The organism is Pseudomonas sp. EL_65y_Pfl2_R96 (assembly GCF_963970905.1).
GTDB lineage: Bacteria > Pseudomonadota > Gammaproteobacteria > Pseudomonadales > Pseudomonadaceae > Aquipseudomonas.
Map to the genome: position 1 here is coordinate 216,469 of NZ_CAXAQH010000005.1, position 15,763 is coordinate 232,231.

Annotated in this window: 13 protein-coding genes and 2 pseudogenes; 5 read left to right on the top strand and 10 right to left on the bottom strand. The window is 60.0% G+C overall.

Going from position 1 to position 15,763, the window contains the following annotated elements; genetic code table 11:
* Nucleotides 1-175 precede the first annotated feature (175 nt).
* On the top strand, nt 176-388 hold the full coding sequence (locus AACY49_RS08405; RefSeq protein WP_223489242.1) for a PA3496 family putative envelope integrity protein: 213 nt from the start codon (nt 176-178) through the stop codon (nt 386-388).
* Here AACY49_RS08405 and AACY49_RS08410 read toward each other — a convergent pair.
* A complete protein-coding gene (locus tag AACY49_RS08410) occupies nt 330-1,292 on the bottom strand; it encodes a LysR family transcriptional regulator (RefSeq protein WP_258698262.1) in 963 nt (320 codons plus the stop codon). The two genes, AACY49_RS08405 and AACY49_RS08410, sit on opposite strands and share 59 nt — an antisense overlap.
* A 190-nt stretch (nt 1,293-1,482) precedes the next feature.
* Between AACY49_RS08410 and AACY49_RS08415 the strand changes: the two genes are divergently transcribed.
* Nucleotides 1,483-2,898, top strand: a complete 1,416-nt coding sequence (locus AACY49_RS08415) for an acetyl-CoA carboxylase biotin carboxylase subunit (protein ID WP_258698261.1) — start codon at nt 1,483-1,485, stop codon at nt 2,896-2,898.
* A gap of 11 nt (nt 2,899-2,909) precedes the next feature.
* Entirely contained in the window at nt 2,910-4,718 is a 1,809-nt protein-coding gene (gene oadA, locus AACY49_RS08420; protein ID WP_258698260.1) for a sodium-extruding oxaloacetate decarboxylase subunit alpha, read from the top strand.
* A 216-nt stretch (nt 4,719-4,934) separates the two neighbouring features.
* Here oadA and AACY49_RS08425 read toward each other — a convergent pair whose 3' ends face one another.
* The 3 genes from AACY49_RS08425 to AACY49_RS08435 form a co-directional block, all read right to left on the bottom strand.
* On the bottom strand, nt 4,935-6,308 hold the full coding sequence (locus AACY49_RS08425; protein ID WP_445262628.1) for an autotransporter outer membrane beta-barrel domain-containing protein: 1,374 nt from the start codon (nt 6,306-6,308) through the stop codon (nt 4,935-4,937).
* A 312-nt stretch (nt 6,309-6,620) separates the two neighbouring features.
* Nucleotides 6,621-7,463, bottom strand: coding sequence for an amino acid ABC transporter permease (locus AACY49_RS08430; RefSeq protein WP_258698259.1), 843 nt, complete (start codon nt 7,461-7,463; stop codon nt 6,621-6,623).
* Nucleotides 7,460-8,281, bottom strand: a complete 822-nt coding sequence (locus AACY49_RS08435; RefSeq protein WP_258698258.1) for an ABC transporter substrate-binding protein — start codon at nt 8,279-8,281, stop codon at nt 7,460-7,462. Before AACY49_RS08435 ends, AACY49_RS08430 begins: the two co-directional genes overlap by 4 nt.
* 110 nt (nt 8,282-8,391) lie before the next feature.
* Between AACY49_RS08435 and AACY49_RS08440 the strand changes: the two genes are divergently transcribed.
* Nucleotides 8,392-9,291 (top strand): homocysteine S-methyltransferase family protein, encoded by a 900-nt coding sequence (locus tag AACY49_RS08440; protein WP_258698257.1) that lies wholly within the window; start codon nt 8,392-8,394, stop codon nt 9,289-9,291.
* A 121-nt stretch (nt 9,292-9,412) separates the two neighbouring features.
* Here AACY49_RS08440 and AACY49_RS08445 read toward each other — a convergent pair whose 3' ends face one another.
* Both AACY49_RS08445 and AACY49_RS08450 read right to left on the bottom strand, forming a co-directional pair.
* On the bottom strand, nt 9,413-10,084 hold the full coding sequence (locus tag AACY49_RS08445) for a GNAT family N-acetyltransferase (RefSeq protein WP_339522933.1): 672 nt from the start codon (nt 10,082-10,084) through the stop codon (nt 9,413-9,415).
* Between the two features lie 17 nt (nt 10,085-10,101).
* The gene (locus AACY49_RS08450) at nt 10,102-10,548 is read right to left on the bottom strand and encodes a GNAT family N-acetyltransferase (RefSeq protein ID WP_339522935.1); all 447 of its coding nucleotides are present in this window, start codon (nt 10,546-10,548) and stop codon (nt 10,102-10,104) included.
* Nucleotides 10,549-10,673: 125 nt separating this feature from the next.
* Here AACY49_RS08450 and pdxR point away from each other — a divergent pair, with 125 nt between their 5' ends.
* The gene (pdxR, locus tag AACY49_RS08455; RefSeq protein WP_339522937.1) at nt 10,674-12,227 is read left to right on the top strand and encodes a MocR-like pyridoxine biosynthesis transcription factor PdxR; all 1,554 of its coding nucleotides are present in this window, start codon (nt 10,674-10,676) and stop codon (nt 12,225-12,227) included.
* A 135-nt stretch (nt 12,228-12,362) separates the two neighbouring features.
* Here pdxR and AACY49_RS08460 read toward each other — a convergent pair.
* The 4 genes and pseudogenes from AACY49_RS08460 to AACY49_RS08475 form a co-directional block, all read right to left on the bottom strand.
* Nucleotides 12,363-12,614, bottom strand: a pseudogene (locus AACY49_RS08460) (histone deacetylase family protein); the annotation flags it as partial.
* Nucleotides 12,614-12,796 (bottom strand): annotated as a pseudogene (locus tag AACY49_RS08465) (AraC family transcriptional regulator); the annotation flags it as partial. The pseudogenes AACY49_RS08460 and AACY49_RS08465, both read right to left, overlap by 1 nt.
* A gap of 164 nt (nt 12,797-12,960) precedes the next feature.
* The gene (locus AACY49_RS08470) at nt 12,961-13,965 is read right to left on the bottom strand and encodes an asparaginase (protein WP_339522939.1); all 1,005 of its coding nucleotides are present in this window, start codon (nt 13,963-13,965) and stop codon (nt 12,961-12,963) included.
* A 175-nt stretch (nt 13,966-14,140) separates the two neighbouring features.
* A complete protein-coding gene (locus AACY49_RS08475; protein ID WP_339522941.1) occupies nt 14,141-15,592 on the bottom strand; it encodes an alanine/glycine:cation symporter family protein in 1,452 nt (483 codons plus the stop codon).
* Nucleotides 15,593-15,763: the final 171 nt, after the last annotated feature.

The following is a 15,763-nucleotide window of genomic DNA, read 5'->3' on the forward strand; positions in this document are numbered from 1 at the left end:
TTGCACAGAATGAGCGAACACCACCGGCCCCTGTGGGAGCGGGCTTGCCCGGAAGGCGCCCTCAAAAACACCCCTGTCATCTGCCAATGTTCACACCTCTGTAACCCTCCCGCCGCCAAACCGTCATCCCTCGCGCCTATCTTGAAACTCCCGTACTCGCCTTGGGAGACTCGAAATGGCCCAGCCCTACGAAGAACGCAACAGCGCTGTCAAAACCCGTCGTCAGCAAGAAGACCAGCGCCGCATGGAATTTCGTCGCGCGATCGAAGATCGCTGCGAACGCCGCCAGCTTCTGGCCGAAATCGGCGAATTTCCTGACGGTCTGGAACTCAATTACTGGCAGGCAGCTCCCGCAACTTCCCGTCGAAACGCTCAACCAGGGCGCTGATTTGCATACGCTCGCTGCGGATAAACGCAAGGAATGCGTGCGCCACGGGTGACAGCCGTTTGGCTTTGGCCTGCACCAGGCACCAGCTACGGAACAGCGGCAGCTCTTCAACCGGCAACTCGATCAGTCCGCCCGTTGCCAACTCAAGGTTCAGGGCATGGCGCGTCAACAGCGCCAAGCCCAGACCCGCGAGCACACATTCACGCTGGGCTTCGGCCGATGAGACCTCCTGGGTCTGGTTGAAGTGCACGCGCTTTTCTTTGAAATACTCTTCGCAGGCCAATCGCGTACCGGAGCCGGATTCGCGTAATAGCAGCGTGTAGGGCTCCAGATCCTGCAAGCGCAGTGGGCCCATGTGGCACAGCGGATGATCCGGCGGTGCTACGGCGACAATCGGGTTGTTGAGAAATGGCAAGAACTCCAGCCCCATGTCCTGCGGCACCATGGACATGATCACCAGGTCGTCGCGGTTGTCGGAGAGACGCCGGATCACTTGCCCACGGTTGACCACCGTCAGTTGCAGATTCACCTCCGGGTGCTGGCGCTTGAAGGCGGCAAACAGGTGCGGTACGAAATACTTGGCACTGGATTCCACCGCCAGTTTCAGTTGGCCCTGCAATGAGCCTTGCATGTCCGACAGCTGCATATCGAGGTTTTCCAGGCGCCCGAAAATATCCCGGCTGGCGCGCTGCAGTGCTTCGGCCGCCTCGGTCATGTAGAGTTTTTTGCCGACGTAATCGAACAAGGGCTGACCAATCAGCTCTTCGAGTTGACGAATCTGTAGGCTCACGGCAGGTTGTGTGAGAGACATTTCATCAGCTGCGCGGCTGTAGGACCTTAGGTCGCACACCTCATTGAAGATTTGCAATTGACGCAATGTCATACGCATCAATGACTTACGCATTTTCTATAAATCCTGAGCGAAGGCTGATGCCTCAACTATAAGTCTTTGCTTATGCGTGACCCAATTATTATTCATTTTTGTTAATCCCTTGCGAGCGCTAGTGTGGAGCTGCGACTGAATTGAAACATTTGGTCACGCGTCGACCTGGTTTGACAGGTCGTGGGTACCACCGGCTCAAGGGAACCTCCAAGTGATAAAAAAAATCCTGATCGCCAACCGTGGTGAGATTGCCGTACGAATCGTGCGGGCTTGCGCCGAGATGGGCATCCGCTCGGTCGCGATCTATTCCGACGCCGATCGCCATGCCTTGCATGTGAAGCGTGCGGACGAGGCCCACAGCATCGGTGCCGAGCCGCTGGCTGGTTACCTGAACCCGCGCAAGCTGGTGAACCTGGCCGTGGAAACCGGTTGCGATGCGTTGCACCCCGGCTACGGCTTCCTTTCGGAAAATGCCGAGCTGGCGGACATCTGTGCTGAACGCGGGATCAAATTCATTGGTCCATCGGCTGAAGTGATTCGCCGCATGGGCGACAAGACCGAAGCGCGCCGCAGCATGATCAAGGCTGGCGTACCGGTCACCCCAGGCACCGAAGGCAACGTGTCGGGCATCGAAGAAGCCCTGAGCGAAGGCGACCGCATCGGTTACCCGGTGATGCTCAAGGCCACGTCCGGTGGCGGCGGCCGCGGTATTCGTCGTTGCAACAGCCGCGAAGAACTCGAACAAGCCTTTCCGCGAGTGATTTCCGAAGCCACCAAGGCTTTCGGTTCGGCGGAAGTGTTTCTGGAAAAATGCATCGTCAATCCGAAACACATCGAAGCGCAGATCCTCGGTGACAGCTTTGGCAACGTGGTGCACCTGTTCGAGCGTGATTGCTCGATCCAGCGTCGCAACCAGAAGCTGATCGAGATTGCTCCGAGCCCGCAACTGACCCCGGAGCAGCGCGCCTACATCGGCGACCTGTCGGTGCGTGCGGCCAAGGCCGTGGGTTACGAGAACGCCGGCACCGTGGAGTTCCTGCTCGCCGAGGGCGAGGTGTACTTCATGGAGATGAACACCCGGGTGCAGGTGGAACACACCATCACCGAAGAAATCACCGGCATCGACATCGTGCGCGAGCAGATCCGCATCGCCTCCGGCCTGCCGCTCTCGGTGAAACAGGAAGACATCCAGCACCGCGGTTTCGCGCTGCAATTCCGGATCAACGCCGAGGACCCGAAAAACAACTTCCTGCCGAGCTTCGGCAAGATCACCCGTTACTACGCACCCGGCGGTCCTGGTGTGCGCACCGATACGGCGATCTATACCGGCTACACCATTCCACCGTTCTACGACTCGATGTGTCTGAAACTGGTGGTCTGGGCGCTGACCTGGGAAGAGGCGATGGACCGTGGCTTGCGAGCTCTGGACGACATGCGTCTGCAAGGGGTCAAGACCACCGCCGCGTACTACCAGGAAATCCTGCGTAATCCGGAATTTCGTAGCGGCCAGTTCAACACCAGCTTCGTTGAAAGCCACCCTGAACTGACCAACTACTCGATCAAGCGCAAACCCGAAGAGCTGGCCCTGGCCATCGCCGCCGCCATCGCCGCCCACGCAGGCCTGTGAGGAAAAGAACAATGAGCAAGCAAATCCACGTTACCGACACAATCCTGCGCGACGCCCACCAATCGCTGCTCGCCACCCGCATGCGCACCGAAGACATGCTGCCGATCTGCGACAAGCTCGACAAAGTCGGCTACTGGTCGCTGGAATGCTGGGGCGGCGCGACCTTCGACGCCTGCGTACGCTTCCTGAAAGAAGACCCGTGGGAGCGTCTGCGCCAACTGCGCGCGGCTTTGCCTAACACGCGTCTGCAAATGCTCCTGCGTGGCCAGAACCTGCTGGGCTACCGCCACTACAGCGACGACGTGGTCAAAGCCTTCGTCGCCAAGGCTGCGGTCAACGGCATCGACGTGTTCCGCATTTTCGATGCGATGAACGACGTGCGTAACCTGCGGGTGGCCATCGAAGCGGTGAAAGCTGCCGGTAAACACGCCCAAGGCACCATCGCTTACACCACCAGCCCGGTACACACCATCGAGGCTTTCGTGGCGCAAGCCAAGCAAATGGAAGCCATGGGTTGCGACTCGGTGGCGATCAAGGACATGGCTGGCCTGCTGACCCCATACGCCACTGGCGAGCTGGTCAAGGCGCTGAAAGCCGAGCAATCGCTGCCGGTGTTCATCCATTCCCATGACACCGCTGGCCTGGCTGCAATGTGCCAACTCAAGGCCATCGAAAACGGCGCCGACCATATCGACACCGCGATCTCCAGCTTCGCCTGGGGCACCAGCCACCCGGGCACCGAATCGATGGTCGCCGCCCTTAAAGGCAGCGAGTTCGACACGGGTTTGAACCTGGAGCTGCTGCAAGAGATCGGCCTGTACTTCTACGCCGTGCGCAAGAAGTACCACCAGTTCGAAAGCGAATTCACTGCCGTCGACACTCGCGTTCAAGTCAACCAGGTGCCGGGCGGGATGATTTCCAACCTGGCCAACCAGTTGAAAGAGCAGGGCGCCCTGAACCGCATGAGCGAAGTGCTGGCGGAGATCCCTCGCGTTCGTGAAGACCTCGGCTTCCCGCCGCTGGTGACCCCGACCTCGCAAATCGTCGGCACCCAGGCGTTCTTCAACGTGCTGGCTGGCGAGCGCTACAAGACCATCACCAACGAGGTGAAGCTCTACCTGCAAGGCGGCTACGGCAAGGCGCCGGGTACGGTGAATGAAAAGCTGCGTCGCCAGGCCATTGGCAGCGAAGAGGTGATCGACGTCCGTCCAGCCGATCTGCTCAAACCGGAAATGACCAAGCTGCGTGCCGAAATCGGCGCCGTGGCCAAGTCTGAAGAAGACGTGCTGACCTACGCCATGTTCCCGGACATCGGCCGCAAGTTCCTCGAAGAACGTGCTGCCGGCACCCTGGCCCCAGAAGTGCTGCTGCCGATTCCGGAAGCCGGCGGCGTGACTTCGGCGGGTGGCGAAGGCGTGCCGACCGAGTTCGTCATCGACGTTCACGGTGAAACCTACCGCGTCGACATCACCGGTGTGGGCGTCAAAGCGGAAGGCAAGCGCCACTTCTACCTGTCCATCGACGGCATGCCGGAAGAAGTGGTGTTCGAACCGCTCAACGAATTCGTCAGCGGCGGCAGCAGCAAGCGCAAGCAAGCCACTGCACCGGGCCACGTCAGCACCACCATGCCAGGCAACATCGTCGATGTGCTGGTCAAGGAAGGCGACACCGTGAAAGCCGGCCAAGCCGTGCTGATCACCGAAGCGATGAAGATGGAAACCGAAGTCCAATCGGCCATCGCCGGCAAAGTCACCGCTATTCACGTGGTCAAGGGCGACCGGGTGAACCCGGGCGAGATCCTGATCGAGATCGAAGGCTGAGTTAACAGCCTCGATATACCGCTTTAAACCTCGGGGGGGCATGTGCTCCCCTTTTTTTTCGCCCGGCCACTTTGGTGAGGCTCCGCAGATCCAATGCGGGCTTGCTCGCGAAAACGGTGTGACGTTCAGCATCCATATTGACTGACACTCCGCATTCGCGAGCAAGCCCGCTCCCACAAGGTGCTGTGCTGAATCAGTGAGGGGGAGGCGAGTTCATCAGAACGCTATCCGCCATTGTCCCATCACGCCATGACTGCGGCTGTCAGTGCCAATCTCCCCAGTGACGCCCACACCCAGCGTGTGGTTGGCCGAGAGCCCCAGGTCGAGCCCGGCATCAAGCGACAGGCTGTCGCGATCAAACGCTGCCCCGGCGATGTCGAAACGTTTCCCGCCCTTGACCAGCTGTTGGCGCGTTTCGCTGTCGAGCTCGCCGTAGATGTGTTTCCAGCCGGCGCTGAATCGCGGTGTCAGTCGCATGCCGTTGTCCAATGTGTTCAGCTTTGCCGCGCGCAGGCCGAAGGTGCTGCTGAAGTTGTCCTGGGTTTGCCCATAGACTTTCAGCGCAGCATCCCCACCTTTTTCGGTGTGGTTGTTGCGCTGGTAGCGTTGATAACCGACGCTGGCGAATGGCTCGACCATCACCTTGTTGCGGCCCAGATTGAAGCCCGCTTCGGCGAAGGCCTGCTGGGTGTTGGCGTCATAGCTGCCTTTGAGGCGGTCGTTGAATCCTTTGAATGCGACCCGACGTTTGCTGCTGCCTTCATGGCTGGCGTAGGTGGCACCGAGACGCAGCGCCAATGGGCCGTCCTGGCGCATCGCATAAGCCCCCAGGTGCCAACTGTCGAGATCGCCGTCGAATTGCCGGGCATCGAGTTTCGTCTGTGATTTTCCGCCTATCACCCCGACTTGCCATTGCTCGTCGAGCCGCCAGTCGGCGCCCAGAACGAGGCCTTGGGTGGAATGTTTCAGAGTGCTGGCGAAATCACTCTCGACTTTGCCGCCATTGCCCAATGCCTGAAGCCAGACGCGGCTGCGGCTCTCACTGTCAGCGGCAAGGCGTGGAGTTTTGTCGGAGAAAGTGCCCGTGCCGTTAGTCAGCTGGCGCATGGCTGAGAGCATGCTGGCACTGACGGGGCTGACACTGCTTAAAGTGGCTTTTGCGAGGTTGGCGTTGCTACCGGCGGCCAATTGTTCAATGGCGACGGAGGCATTGGCCTTGTCGCTGACCACCAGCGCGCTGACGGCGGGGTTGGCGATCACGGTTTTGGGGGTGTCCACACTGCGGGCCAGGGCCTGCCCGCTGTCAGAGGTGGCAACCGTCTCGAGCGGCACGTCGTTGCGGGTCAGCGCCACTTGAGTGTCACTATAGGAAGCCTGCGGCGTCATGAATGCCAGATCGCTGGAGGCCTCTTCAAGCACACTGCCAGTGGGGGCTACAGGTTTGGCGGTTTTTTTTCGGGTTTTGGTGGGCTTTGCGTCGGCATCGACTTGAGGCTCCAGTTGCTGGGCCAGGGAGAACTCTGCACAACCAACGGCAAGTGCAATGGCCAGGACAAGGTGTTGTGGTCGGTATTTTTGTTGAACGGGCATCGAGTAAGGCCTCTTTTGACAGGAGGCCAAACTCTAAAAGGGAGGCTATAGGTGCCGATGTCAGTCGCTTCCGGCGGGCTTGCGGGGGTTGTCAGAAGGATGTGTCGAAAATTGCCGGCCGCTTGAGGGTGGCTGTTTTTAGCCATTCGTGCTGGACGCTTTTTCTTACAGCGAATCAAGACATGGGGGCTATCGTGCCGTAACAAAGCGCATCTACCGCACGTGAAAGAACAAAAGATCGCAGCCTTCGGCAGCTCCTTGGGTGTACGTCGACCCGAAGTAGGAGCTGCCGAAGGCTGCGATCTTTTTGCTTTAAACCTGGCTACGGCTCAAATACGCCTTCCCGTAATGCCGCTCCATCCGCGCCTGAATCAGCTCCAAGCCAATCGACATCAGCCAATAAATAATCGCCGCCGTTGTCAGCATTTCGATATAGCGATAGCTCGAGCGCCCATACGACTGCGCCAGGAACATCACTTCCCAAACCCCCATCACCGAGATCAGTGACGAGTCCTTGAGCATGGAGATGAACTGGTTGGTGGTGGGCGGGATGATGGTGCGCATGGCCTGGGGCAGGGTGACGCGCCAGAAGATCACGGTTTCGCGCATGCCCAGGGCCAGCGACGCTTCGCGTTGGCCGTGGGGGACGCCGAGGATGCCGGCGCGGAAGATTTCGCTCAGGTAGGCGCCGTAGTTCAGCGACAGAGCGATGATGCCGGCGGCGATGGCGCCCGGCACGACGCCGAGTTGCGGCAGGCCGAGGTAGATCAGCAGAATCTGGATCAGCAGCGGTGTGCCGCGAAAGAACGAGGCATAGAAGCTTGCGATGCCGAACGCTACGGCACTTTTCGACAGTCGGGCCAGGGCGGTGATGAAGCCCAGCAGCGACGACGCCACAATCGAGCACAGGCACAAGAACAACGTCAGCGCCGCGCCTTGCAGAAAGCCGTTGGGCGCCAGGTGCAAGCCGATCAGGTTTGGCAGTTTGTCGAGAATGATCGAGAACTTCAGGTCGAAGCTCAGGAAGAAACTCGCGAACAAGCCGAACATCGCCGCCCAGGTCAGGTACAACCGCGTGCGGAAACCGAAAATCCGTTGCAACAACGACTCAGCCACCGGTTGCGGTGGCTGAGGTGGTTTGGGGAAAGAAGTCATTTACTGATGTCGGCGCCGATCCATTTTTGCGATAGCTTGCTCAAGGTGCCGTCCTGTTTCAACTGGGCAAACACATCACGTACTTTGGCGTCCCACTGGGCGTCGCCCTTTTCGATGGCCACCGAGTTTGGCTCCGAGTATAACGGCTCACCGGCGAGCTTGAAGCGTTTGTCTTCGTTCAGGCGCGGTTGCGCGGTCACCAGGTTGGTGAGAATAGCGTCCAGACGCACGCCGGCGCCCAGGCCCAAATCCTGGAATGCCACGTTGTCGGTGTCATACGGGGCGATTTGCACGTTCTCGAAGGGGTACTGCAATTGGGTATCTTCAGCGCCTTCGATCACCAGGTTTTTGTTCAGGTAGCTTTCATAGCTGGAGGCGCTGGTGAGGCCGACTTTTTTGCCGCTCAGGTCCTTGGCGCTGTGGATGCTGTCGTCTTTGGCATTGACCACGATCACGGCAGGGGAGGCGTAGTACTCGACCGGAAAATCGAAGACTTCGGCGCGAGCCTTACTCGGGGTCATGGAGCAGATGCAGATGTCATAACGCCCGCTCCAGCGACCGGCGGCGATCACATCCCAGGACGGCGTTTCAAGGCGCAGCTTGACCCCCAGCTTGTCCGCCACGGCCTTGGCCACGTCGACGTCGAAACCGTCGAGCTGGTTTTTGTCGTTGAGAAACGAGAAGGGCGGATAGCTTTCCATCAACACACCCACCAATTCTTTCTTTTGCTCGATGCGATCCAGGGTGACACCCGCCAAGGCTTGGGTGGAGGCAGCTAGAATCGTCAGGCCCAGGGCCAGCAGCGGTTGAAATTTCACAGTTGATCCCTGAAAAAAGAGGTTGTTATTAACCTGATGGTGCGTATTAAATAGTTATAAGAACGACTCCGATAGTGAGTTATTTTCATAAGCTTATGAGTGAAAAGCATATGGGCGCAGGCAGCACGGTAATTCTGGATGGCGGCATGGGTCGGGAGCTGCAACGCCGAGGGGCGCCGTTCAAGCAGCCCGAGTGGTCGGCACTGGCCCTGAGCGAGGCGCCGCAAGCCGTAGAGGCGGTGCACGCGGCTTATATTGAAAGCGGTGCCAACGTGATCACCAGCAACAGTTACGCAGTGGTGCCGTTCCATATTGGCGAAGAGCGTTTTGCCGCTGAGGGGCAGGCGCTTGCAGCGTTGGCCGGTGAACTGGCCCGTCGTGCGGTCGATGCGGCGGGTAAACCGGTGCGTGTGGCCGGTTCATTGCCACCCTTGTTCGGCTCCTATCGTCCGGACCTGTTCGACGCTGCTCGCGTAACTGAACTGCTGGCGCCCCTGGTCAATGGACTGGCGCCTCATGTCGACTTGTGGCTGGCCGAAACCCAGAGTTCGATCATCGAGGCGCGGGCGATCCATGCGGGTCTGCCGAAGGACGGCAAGCCGTTCTGGTTGTCGTTTACCTTGAAGGATGAAGACACCGACGAAGTGCCGCGATTGCGTTCCGGTGAACCCGTGGCTGAGGCCGCCGTGGTGGCGGCTGAGTTGGGTGTCGAGACCTTGCTGTTCAACTGCAGCCAGCCAGAGGTGATCGGCGCGGCGATTGATGCGGCGCGGGAAACCTTCGAACGCTTAGGGGTGAAGATTCACATCGGCGCGTACGCCAATGCCTTCCCGCCGCAGCCGAAAGAGGCCACGGCCAATGACGGCCTGGACCCGTTGCGCGAGGATCTCGACCCGCCGGGTTATCTGCAGTGGGCAGCCGACTGGCGCAAGCGCGGGGCCAGCCATTTGGGCGGGTGCTGCGGGATCGGGCCGGAGCATATTGCGGTGCTCGCCCAGAAACTGGCGTGACACCAATCGCGAGCAGGCTCGCTCCCACAATAGATCTTCAGTGAACACGTATATTGTGCTCGACAACGATCCGATGTGGGAGCGAGCCTGCTCGCGATAGCGTCCGTCCGGGCGCCGAAGATTACTGGCGGCACTCAACCAGAGTTTTCACCTGCCCCGATTCCGTCTGGTTCTCATCGGACAGCCACCGCTCGAACCCTGCGCCAATCGCCGGCCATTCCGAATCCAGAATCGAATACCACGCCGTGTCACGGTTCTGACCCTTGACCACCATGTGCTGACGGAACACCCCTTCAAAACTGAACCCCAACCGCTCCGCCGCATACTTGGAACGGGCATTGCCGTTGTTGCACTTCCATTCCAGGCGCCGATAACCCAAGGCAAAGGATTCCCTGGCCAGCAGGTAAACCGCCTCGGTACTTTTTGGTGAACGTTGCATCGGCGCGCCGAAGGTCACATGGCCGATTTCGATGCGGCCCTGGGAAGGGACAATCGACATCAGGCTGAGGATGCCTTGCACGTCGCCGCTGGCGCGGTCGATCACCGTGAAGAAATACGGGTCACTGTTGGCCGCGTGGTTGTTCAGCCAAACGTTGAACGCGCTGCGCTCCGGGAAAGGACCATAGGGCAAATAGTCCCAGAGTTTCGGATCTGAGCCCGGGCCTTCGAGGGCTTTCCACAAGCCGTCGGCGTGACGCGCCGGGTCAAGTTTTTCCAGGCGGATGAAACGCCCTTCGATCAGTTGAACCGAGGGTGGCGGAACACCTTTCCAGTCCGCGAGTGAAGTCGACATGCTGCTCTCCTTGAACCTTAAAGGGCTTTGCAAAACTGGATGAAACCAGGCCGTTCGGCGATGCGCTCATAGAGCTGGATCGCGGTGGCGTTGGTTTCATGGGTCAGCCAATGGACCTCGCAGCACCCGTCGGCCTTGGCCGTGGTGTAGACGAATTCAATCAGTTGCCGACCGACACCGGTGCCGCGGGTTTCGGGCGTCACCAGCAAGTCTTGCAGGTAGCAGGAGTTTTCGATGCTCCAGTTCGAGCGGTGATAGATGAAATGCACCATGCCCACCGCTTTACCATCGGCCCAGGCCAGCGCCCCGTGGGTAGGTTCGTTCGGGTCGAGCAGGCGTTGCCAGGTGCTTTGGGTCACGGTATCGGGCAGTTCGGTGTTGTAGAAGTGCAAATAGGCTTGCCACAACGGCAGCCAGGCAGCGTGATCGTCGGCGGTGACCTGGCGGATGTCGATCTGACTCATGTTCATTCCTTAACGCGTCAAAGTGGCAGGTACAGGGAAAATTTCCTTGGCGAATACCTTCATCCTAGGCAGGCTAATGGTCTGTTGTAAGAGCCATTAATGACCAATTTCATAGGTCCATTTTCATGTCGAATACGCCGCTTCCCTCGTCGTTCAACCCGGCGGGTATCGAACTCGACCGCCGTCAGGGCCTGAGCCGTCAGCTCTATCAAGCGCTGCGGGTACGCGTGCTCGACGGGCGATTGGCCAGCGGCACACGACTGCCGGCCAGTCGCGATCTGGCGGCGGCGTTATCGATTTCCCGCAACAGCGTGGTCCGGGCCTACGATCAGCTTTACGCTGAAGGCTTCATCGAGGGGCGTGTGGGCGATGGGACTTACGTCGCGCAATTGCCTCAAGCCGCGTGGCCGGTGAAAAAATTATCCACAAAAGTATCCACAGGGTTTTCAACAGGGTTACCCACAGCCTTATCCACAAATTGGCTGGATTTGCCTGTGGTTTCATCCAGTAAAGTTATCCACAGCGACGCTTTGGGACGCGTTGAAAAGAATCATTTGGCCGTGCCGCCGGGTGGTCCACCGCGCGCATTCAGGGTCGGTGTGCCGGCGTTCGATCTGTTTCCTTTCGAGGTCTGGGCCAAGCTGAGCGCGGCTTTCTGGCGTAAGCCGGATTTACAGCAACTGTGTTATGGCGATCCGGCAGGCGATGAGCGCTTGCGCGGGCTGATTGCTGCTTATTTGCGCAGTTCGCGCGGCATGCAGTGCTCGGCTGAGCAAATAGTGATCACCAGTGGCGCACAACAGGGGATTAGCCTTTGTGCACAGTTGCTGGTGGAGCCTGGCGACGGGGTGGGCATTGAAAATCCGGGGTATCGAGCGGCGGGTCATGCGTTCGCTGTAGCTGGCGCGCGATTGCACGGGGTAGCGGTGGACAGTGAGGGCATTAATTGCACCGAATTGGCGGGGCTCAGCGATTGTCGATTGGCTTACGTCACGCCGTCGCATCAGTACCCGACCGGAGTGGTCATGAGTCTGGCGCGACGCCTTGAATTATTGGCCTGGGCCGAACGCACCCAAGGCTGGATCGTCGAGGATGACTACGATGGCGAATACCGTTACAGCGGCGCACCGCTGGCGCCGTTGGCTGCACTGGATCGGCAGGGGCGAGTGCTGTATGTCGGAACCTTCGGAAAGGTCGCATTCCCGGCGTTAAGACTGGGTTATCTGGTGTTGCCGCCCGGGTTGGTTGAGGCTTTCTCCCAGCGTCGTGCGGTGGACGTGCGGCATTCGGAGGTCAGCACTCAAGCGGTAATGGCTGAGTTCATGGCGGCCGGGCATTTCCAGCGACACATCCGGCGTATGCGCCGTGCTGCGTTGAGTCGGCGTAACGTCTTGCTCAATGGTTGGCCTGTGGATATCCCGGGCGTCGCTAAGCTGCCCAGTGTGGCGGCCGGTTTGCACCTGACGGTACGTGTCGACAGCGTGGCCCGTGAGCGCGAATTGATCGAACAAGCCACCAGCGTCGGGGTGGAGGTCAATGGACTGAGCAGTTATTGGCTGCCAGACACGACGCTTCCCGAGGACCAGCGAGCGGGGCTGGTCCTGGGGTTCGCCGCAGTGCCGGAGGCGGCGATCGAATCGGCACTGGCGAGGCTCAAAGAGGTCTGGAGCCCGGCGTGAGCGACGGCGTCCGCATCAGGTCCCGGACTTGATCTTGGTCCAGGCCCGGGTCCGCGCCCGTTCGGCATCGCGAGGCAGCGGTTGCAGGGTGTAAAGCGTGCTCATCGCCGTTTCCGTCGGGTACAGGTTCGGGCCGCTCCAACGGTCCCAGCCTGAACCGGCGGGCAAAGGGTAGTTGAAGTTGAACCCTTCGCCTGCGCCTTCACCGTGTTCGTCTTCGTAGCCGAGGAAGAACGGAAACTCGGCTTCCGGATGGCCATGGATCGAGGTGAACAGCACATCGCTGCGCTCGTAGAAAATCGATTGGGTGCCGTTGCCGTGGTGGCAATCGACATCGAGGATCGCGACCTTTTTGTGGCCTTGATCGAGGAGTGCCTGAGCGGCGACGCGACGGCGTTGGCGCAAACCAGCATCTCTTGATTGGTGGTGATTCGCGTGTCCGCCTGGCTCAGATCCGCCGCGCTGATGCCGCTGCCGGCCAATAACGCCTCGCTGGACAGGCCTTCGGCCTTGAAGGTGTTAAGCACCAGGGAAACGGCGTTGAGGGTGGTGAGATGGGAGTGGAGCATGGAGTGTTCCAGCGTCGAGATGCTGGAACGGGAGCAAGTTATGTGCCGAGCGCAATAACCTTGTGGGAGCGAGCCTGCTCGCGATGGCGGCAAGCTAGTCGATATCAATGTTGAATAATCAATCGCTATCGCGAGCAGGCTCGCTCCCACAGGGCCGCTTTGTGTCAGCTCAGTTCGCCGCACAGGTCGAGTTCAGCCAGCCGCCGAACTTCAGCAGTTTCAAGCCCCGCACCCAGCAGCGCACGCAGCTTGCCGAGCGCCGCCTCGCGGGTCATGCCGCCACCGGACAACACACCGGCATCACGCAAGCGGCTACCGGCCTCGTACACGTCGAGATGCACTCCACCTTCATGGCATTGCGTGACCGCGACCACCACCACACCTTTGTCTCGCGCCCGTTCCAGGCTGGCGAGAAACTCGGGGTTGTCGCTTGGCCCGGTACCACTGCCATAACATTCCAGCACCAGACCCTGAATACCGCTGTTGAGCAGGCCATCGAGCTGCTCGGCGCCGATGCCGGGGAACAGTGGCAGTACCGCGACTTTCGCCAGTTGATTGGGTTGGTTGTAGTTCAGCTGCGCCGGCACGGAAGTCGCCTTCACACCGCCGCCCTGGCGCTCCAGCCGCTTGAACGGATGACGACCGAAACTGCGAACCTTCGCGCAACGAGTCGGGTCGAGCAGCTCGCCGTGGAAGTACAGATGAACCCCCGGCGCCAGGCCTTGACCAAGGGCAACCAACGCACCGCTGAGGTTTTCCCAGGCATCGCTGTCGGTCACACCGGCCGGTAACATCGAGCCGGTGAACACCACGCGGGCATGCAGGCCGAGCAATTGAAAGCTCATGGCCGCGGCGCTGTAGGCCAGGGTGTCGGTGCCATGCAGGATCAACACGCTGTCGCAGCCCTGGACATCGACGGCGTCGACCACCGCTTCGCGCAGTTGCTGCCAGTAGGCGGGCGTCATGTTGGCGCTGTCGATCAGCGGCGACATCTCGCGAAAGCGCCACTGCGGCACCACCAGCTCGGGCTGGCTGTGCAGATACTCACGCATCCGCGCTTCGAAGCCGGACGCCGGGGCCAGGCCATGGGCACTGGCTTGCATGCCGATGGTACCGCCGGTGTAGAGCACCATGACGTGCTGGGCAGCAGGAAAAGTCGAGGAATTCATGGAGGTTCTCCGAAAGCGATGTGGGAGCGAGCCTGCTCGCGATGGCAGCGATGTGGTCTCAGGCTCGAACCAAAACGGCAGCCTCAAAAAAGCTGCCACAACATACGACCGAGCATGACGTCGGTCGCAAGCTGTGTCACGCCGGACGCAGGGGATGCGCCCGGTTTTTTACCAATCAGCGTTGCGCTGCGGTCACGCCTTGCGGCTCGGCGTCTGCCTGTGGAGCAGCGGCTGCCGGATTGGCTGGCCAGGCTTTCAAGTCCAGGTCCAGATCCGGGAACTTGCTCGAATCGAACACCGGGGTCTTGATGCCGGCAGCGCGCTGGTCATCGTAGTCACGCAGGATGCGCATGCCGATCTTGAACAGCAGGAACAGCGCGATCAGGTTCACGAACGCCAGCAGGGTCATGGTGATGTCGGCGAAGGCGAACACAGTGCCGAGGTTTTCGATGGCACCCCAGAAAATCAACACCAGTACCAGCGCGCGATAGCCGATCAGCACCTTGCGGTTTTCGCCGATCATGAAGCGCAGGTTGCTCTCGCCCAGGTAGTAGTTGTAGAGGATCGAGGTGAACACGAACAACGACAGGGCCACCGAAATGAATATCCGGCCCCAGTCACCGACCACGGCGGCCAGGGAGTTCTGGGTCAAGGCAATGCCGTCACCTTCAAAGCCCGCGGTGTAGAAGCCCGACAGCAGGATCAGCAATGCGGTGCAGGTGCAGATCACGAAGGTGTCGAGGAACACGCTGAACGCCTGAATTACACCTTGCGAGACCGGGTGCTCGACCGAGGCCACGGCGGCTACGTTTGGCGCACTGCCCAGGCCTGCTTCGTTGGCGAATACGCCGCGCTTCACGCCCATGACGATGGCGCTGCCGATCAGGCCGCCGAACGCCTGATCCAGACCGAAGGCGCTTTTGACGATGGTCATCAACATGCCTGGAACGTGGTCGAACTGCAGCACGATCACGTAGAGGGTCACGCCGATGTAGGCCAGGGTTTTGACCGGTACCAGCAGGTCAGCGACCTTGGCGATCCGCTTGATACCGCCGATGAACACCAGACCCAGCAATACCGCCAGGGCCAGCCCGGTGTACGTGGTGTCGAAGCCGAACGCGTTGTTCAGCGAGTGGGTCACGGCATGGGCTTGCAGGCCGTTGAAGGCGAAGCCGAAGGTGATCAGCAGCAGGAACGCCATGATCATCCCCAGCCAGCGTTTCTGCAGGCCGTGCTGAATGTAGAAGGACGGGCCGCCACGGAACTGGCCTTCGGAGTCGCAGCGCTTGTAGAGCTGGCCGAGGGAGCATTCGAAGAAGCTGCTGGACATGCCGACCAGCGCGGTCACCCACATCCAGAACACCGCACCGGGGCCACCAAGGGTCACGGCGATGCCGACACCCGCGATGTTGCCCGCACCGACGCGGCCAGCGAGGCTGAGCATCAGTGCCTGGAAGGAACTGAGCTGGCCGGCGCTGCTTTTGAGGCTGTCACGGAATACCGCGAACATGTGAAAGAAATGACGGAACTGAACGAAACGCGAGCGGATCGTGAAGTAGCTACCGAGCCCGACAATGAGCACGATCAGTACTTTCCCTGAGAGGAAGTCGTTGATGACTTCGAGCATGGATTATTCCTCGCTATTTTTTGTGTGTGCAGATAATGGTGGACCGACACATCGCGTTACACCGGCTTGCGCGTGGCACAACAAGTGGATCGAGGTTCGTTCCGGTTCCATATCGCGGGTTTTATTAGTTCGGGTTTCGCATGGGTTTGGGCCTCGTTACCGACGACCGCT

What these genes read in the sequence shown, in the direction of transcription:
- AACY49_RS08475 (WP_339522941.1), bottom strand. Translation starts at nt 15,592, where the DNA reads ATGCTCGAAGTCATCAACGACTTCCTCTCAGGGAAAGTACTGATCGTG.
- AACY49_RS08430 (WP_258698259.1), bottom strand. Translation starts at nt 7,463, where the DNA reads ATGACTTCTTTCCCCAAACCACCTCAGCCACCGCAACCGGTGGCTGAG.
- AACY49_RS08410 (WP_258698262.1), bottom strand. Translation starts at nt 1,292, where the DNA reads ATGCGTAAGTCATTGATGCGTATGACATTGCGTCAATTGCAAATCTTC.
- AACY49_RS08445 (WP_339522933.1), bottom strand. Translation starts at nt 10,084, where the DNA reads ATGTCGACTTCACTCGCGGACTGGAAAGGTGTTCCGCCACCCTCGGTT.
- AACY49_RS08405 (WP_223489242.1), top strand. Translation starts at nt 176, where the DNA reads ATGGCCCAGCCCTACGAAGAACGCAACAGCGCTGTCAAAACCCGTCGT.
- AACY49_RS08425 (WP_445262628.1), bottom strand. Translation starts at nt 6,308, where the DNA reads ATGCCCGTTCAACAAAAATACCGACCACAACACCTTGTCCTGGCCATT.
- AACY49_RS08470 (WP_339522939.1), bottom strand. Translation starts at nt 13,965, where the DNA reads ATGAATTCCTCGACTTTTCCTGCTGCCCAGCACGTCATGGTGCTCTAC.
- AACY49_RS08450 (WP_339522935.1), bottom strand. Translation starts at nt 10,548, where the DNA reads ATGAGTCAGATCGACATCCGCCAGGTCACCGCCGACGATCACGCTGCC.
- oadA (WP_258698260.1), top strand. Translation starts at nt 2,910, where the DNA reads ATGAGCAAGCAAATCCACGTTACCGACACAATCCTGCGCGACGCCCAC.
- AACY49_RS08440 (WP_258698257.1), top strand. Translation starts at nt 8,392, where the DNA reads ATGGGCGCAGGCAGCACGGTAATTCTGGATGGCGGCATGGGTCGGGAG.
- pdxR (WP_339522937.1), top strand. Translation starts at nt 10,674, where the DNA reads ATGTCGAATACGCCGCTTCCCTCGTCGTTCAACCCGGCGGGTATCGAA.